This window comes from Streptomyces sp. SAS_281, from assembly GCF_052542855.1.
This window is the reverse complement of sequence record NZ_JBMNDO010000220.1, coordinates 1-4,853: the sequence shown is the minus strand read 5'-3', so window position 1 is coordinate 4,853 and position 4,853 is coordinate 1. Positions and strand designations below refer to the sequence as shown.

General features: G+C 73.0%; 2 protein-coding genes. Both read left to right on the top strand.

Annotated features, from left to right (window positions below; genetic code table 11):
* Nucleotides 1-2,999 (top strand): KR domain-containing protein (locus tag ACN6LM_RS37505; RefSeq protein WP_445069899.1); only part of this gene is annotated, 2,999 nt, incomplete at its 5' end.
* Between the two features lie 69 nt (nucleotides 3,000-3,068).
* The coding region (locus ACN6LM_RS37500; RefSeq protein ID WP_445069898.1) for a type I polyketide synthase at nucleotides 3,069-4,853 on the top strand (1,785 nt) is incomplete at its 3' end.

The following is a 4,853-nucleotide window of genomic DNA, read 5'->3' as shown; positions in this document are numbered from 1 at the left end:
TGGCGGGGTTGCACGTGGCGGGTGTCGAGCCGCGGTGGGCGGAGTACTTCGCCCCGGCCGGCGCCCACCGCGTCGACCTGCCCACCTACGCCTTCCAGCACGAGCACTACTGGCTGGCCGCTCAGCCGCTGGACAACGTGGCGAGCGTCGGACTGACCGCGACCGAGCACCCCCTGCTCCGTGCGCTCGTCGAGCTCCCCGAAGAGGACGGCTTCGTCCTGACCGGACGTCTGCACGCGGGCGAGCAGCGCTGGCCCGCCCACCACGACCTCGAAGGCGTCACGGAGTTCCCCGGCACGGGGCTCTTGGAGCTGGCTCTCTGCGCGGCGGACCGGATCGGCTGCGGCCTGGTCCGACGCCTCACCGTCGAGGATGCGCTGGTCCTCTCCGGGGAGGCGCCCACGGCGCTGCGTGTGGTGGTCGGCGGGCCCGACGAGGCGGGGGAGAGGCAACTGACCGTTCACTCCCGCCCGGACGGCGCGGACGTGCCGTGGACCCTGCACGCCAAGGGAGTCCTGGCCCTGAGCGCCGGAGTTCCGACGGAGGCGGGGGCGGACGGGGCCGAGGCCGGTGCGGCCTGGGTGGACGGCCCCTGGCCGCCCCTGGGTGCGGCCGAAGTCGACGTGGACGAGCTGTACGAGGAGCTGCTCGGGCGCGGATACGGGTACGGACCGGCGTTCCAGGGGCTCACGGCCGCGTGGCGGCGCGATGACGAGCTGTTCGCCGAGGTCGTCCTGCCCGAGGAGGCCGGCCGGGCCGACCGCTTCGGCGTCCACCCGGCGCTCCTGGACGCGGCGTTGCAGGCGGAGCGCCTGCACACCGTGCACGAGGGCGCGGTGGTCGCACCGGCCGAGTGGCATGACGTGGTCCTGCACGCTGCGGGCGCCACGGCGCTGCGGGCCCGCGTCGCCCCCGGTGACGCGGGCCGGGTCTCGGTGACCCTGACCGACCCGTCCGGTCTGCCGGTCCTGTCCGTGGGCGCCCTTGCGTCCCGCAAGGCCCGGGAAGGCCGGACCACCGGGGTACGCGGCGACGCACTGTTCCGACTGGACTGGATCCCGGCGGACCACACGCGCCCCGCCGGCCAGGACGCGGCCGGCGGCCTCGTGCTGCTGGGCGGGGACCCCACCGGGTCCGTGCCCGCGTACGCCGAGCCGGCCGCGCTGGCGGCGGTGATCAGGGAGGGCGCGCAGGAACCCGCCCTCGCGGTTCTGACGTTGCCGCCGACCGGGGAGGACGTGCCCGGGGCCGCTCGGAAGTTCGCGGAACTCACGCTGGACGCGGTGCGGAAGTGGCTCGCGGAGGAAGAGCTCAACGGCTCGCGGCTGGCCGTGGTGACGCACGGCGCGGTCTCCGTGCACGGTGGCGGCGCGGACGCCGCCCAGGCCACCGTCCGGGGCCTCGTGCGGGCGGCGCAGGCGGAGCACCCCGGCCGGTTCCTGCTCGTCGACCTGGACGTATATCCCGACCGCGAACAGGGCCGCGACCTGACCGCGGTCGCCGGTCACGACGACCCTTGGCGAGCCGTCACATCGGCCGCCGCGACCGGCGAGCCCGAGGCCGTCGTACGCGGCGGAGCCGTACTGGCACCCCGGCTCCGCGCGGTCTCCGGCCGAGCGGCGGGCGCGCGCCCGTGGTCGCCGGACGGCACCGTCCTGATCACCGGCGGTACGCACGGGGTGGGGGCCGCGGTCGCACGGCACCTGGTGTCCGCCCAGGGTGTGAAGCGGCTCGTGCTGACCGGCACGACGGCCGGCCCCCTGGTCGCGGAGCTGAACGCGCTCGGTGCGGAGGTGACCGTCGAGCCGTGCGCCGCCGCCGACCCGGGTGCGCCGGCCCGTCTGCTCTCCCGTATCGGCGACGCGCATCCCCTCACCGCCGTGGTGCACGCCGAGTCGGCCGACCACGACGCGACCATCGGCAGTCTCACCCCCGACGGCCTGACGTCCGTCCTGAACGCCCGGGCCACCGCGGCGTGGAACCTGCACGAGGCCACACGCGACCACCGGCTGGACGCCTTCGTCCTACTGGCCAGCTCGTCCGGACTGCTGCACGGGGCCGGGCAGGCCGCCACCGCCGCCGCGAGCACCTTCCTGGAGGCACTCGCCCACCACCGGCACGCCCTGGGCCTGCCGGCGGTCGTGTCGGCCTTCGGTCCCTGGGCGGCCGACCCCGAACAGCGGACCGGCGAAGCGCCACCCGCCTCGGCAGGAGAGGGCGCATCCGCGGCCAGCGCGTTCGCGGACGGATACGAACGGCGCATGAGCCAGGTGGGGCTGCCGGCCCTCGGCATGGACGAGGGACTGGGGCTGCTCGACGCCGCGGCGCGGTCCGGCGAGCCGGCGCTGTTCCCCATCGGCCTCGACCGGGGCGTCCTGCGCACGCTGGCACGGGAGCTGCCCGACGCGCTGCCTCACGTCCTGCGCGGGCTGGTACCGGTGCACGGGCGCCGGGCGGCGACCTCGGGCACGGCGTCGGCGAACGACCTCCGGCGACGGCTGAACGGGCTGACGCCGCAGGAACGCGAGCAGGAACTCCTGGACCTCGTCCGCACACACGTCGCGTCCGTCCTCGGCCACGCCTCCATGGACGTCATCGAGCCCGGCCGCGCCTTCCAGGAGCTCGGCTTCGACTCCCTCGCGGGCGTCGAGCTGCGCAGGCGGCTCGCCGAGGCGACCGGATTGCAGCTCACCGCCACGCTGGTCTTCGACTACCCGAACTCCCGGGCCGCGGCCGATCACATCGCCGCCGAACTCGCACCGGCCGAGGAGGACGCCGCCCGGTCGCTGCTGACGGAGATCGACCGGCTGGAGGCCGTGCTCGGCTCGTATACGGCGGACGACGCCCACATCCGGATCACCTCACGGCTCGAAGCGCTGCTGCGCAAGTGGCGCGACAGCCATGGAGACCCGGAGACGGCGGAGTCCGGAAGCACGGTCGACGCCGCGACGGACGACGAACTGTTCGGCGTTCTGGACCAGGAACTCGGCATCGCGTAGAGCCGGACGGAACCGGTATGTGCCGCCTCAGGAACTTCCCCACGGAAAACGAGATCGGTCAAGGTGGAGATGAGCAACGACGAGAAGCTCCGCGAGTACCTCAAGCGTGCCACCGCTGAACTGCAACAGACCAAGCGGCGGTTGCGAGACGCGGACGCCAGGCAGCACGAGCCGATCGCCATCGTCGCGATGAGCTGCCGCTACCCCGGGGGCGTGCAGTCGCCCGAGGCTCTGTGGGACCTGGTCGCCGGGGGCAAGGACGCGATCACCACCCTTCCCGAGAACCGCGGCTGGGACGTCGAGGGACTGTACGACCCGGAGCCGGCCACGCCCGGCAAGACGTACTCGCGCGACGGAGGCTTCCTGCACGAGGCGGACCTGTTCGACGCCGACTTCTTCAAGATCGGTCCCAAGGACGCCAAGGCCATGGACCCGCAGCAGCGGCTGCTGCTGGAGACGTCGTGGGAGGCGCTGGAGCGCGCGGGCATCGACCCGCTGTCGCTCAAGGGCACGTCGACCGGTGTCTTCGCCGGCATCGCCTACCACGACTACGTGGGTGACGGTGGCATCGGCGGCCTCGCCAGTGTCGCCTCCGGGCGGGTTGCCTACAGCCTCGGTCTTGAGGGGCCGGCGGTGACGGTGGACACGGCGTGTTCGTCGTCGTTGGTGGCGATGCACCTGGCGGCGCAGTCGCTGCGTTCGGGTGAGAGTTCGCTGGCGCTGGCCGGCGGTGTCACCGTCATGGCGACACCCCGCGCCTTCGTCGGCTTCAGCCAGGACCGTGGCCTCGCCCTCGACGGCCGGTGCAAGTCGTTCGCCGCCGCTGCCGACGGCACCGGCTGGGGAGAGGGCATCGGGATCCTCGTCCTGGAGCGCCTGGAAGACGCGCGACGCAACGGGCACCCGGTGCTCGGACTGCTGCGCGGTTCGGCGGTCAACCAGGACGGTGCGTCGAACGGTCTGACGGCCCCCAACGGCCTCGCCCAGCAGCGGCTCATCCGCCAGGCCCTGGCCAACGCGCAGTTGTCGGCCGGTGATGTGGACGTGGTGGAGGCGCACGGTACGGGTACGCGGTTGGGTGACCCGATCGAGGCACAGGCGTTGCTGGCGACGTACGGCCAGGACCGGCCGGAGGGCCGCCCGCTGTGGCTGGGTTCGCTCAAGTCGAACATCGGCCACGCGCAGGCCGCGGCCGGTGTTGGCGGTGTGATCAAGATGGTCCTCGCCATGCGGCACGAGTTGATGCCCCGCACGCTGCACGTCGACGAGCCCACCCCCGCGGTGAACTGGTCGGAGGGTGACATCACCCTGCTGACGCGGGAGCGGGCGTGGCCGGTTGTGGAGGGTCGTCCGCGTAGGGCGGGTGTGTCGTCGTTCGGTCTGAGTGGGACGAATGCGCACGTGATCCTCGAAGAGGCGCCTGCGGTTGAGGAGCCCGTGGAGGTGCCGGTTGCCGGGTTGCCGGTGGTGCCGTGGGTGGTGTCGGGCCGTAGTGCGGAGGCGCTGGGGGCGCAGGCGGCGGCGCTGCTCGCGCATGTCGGGTCCCGTCCCGGGTTGGACGTTGTCGACGCGGCGTTCTCCCTGGTGACGTCGCGTGCGTCGTTGGAGCACCGTGCTGTGGTGGTGGGTGCGGACCGGGATGCGTTGGTGAGCGGGCTTGAGTCGGTGGTGTCGGGTTCTGGTCGTGTGGTGGACCGGGTTCGGCGTGGTCGTGTGGCTGTGTTGTTCACGGGTCAGGGTGCTCAGCGGGTAGGTATGGGGCGTGAGTTGTATGGCGTGTTCCCGGTGTTCGCGGAGGCGTTCGACGCGGTCGTGAAGGTGTTGGACGAGCGGTTGGGTGTGTCGGTTCGTGAG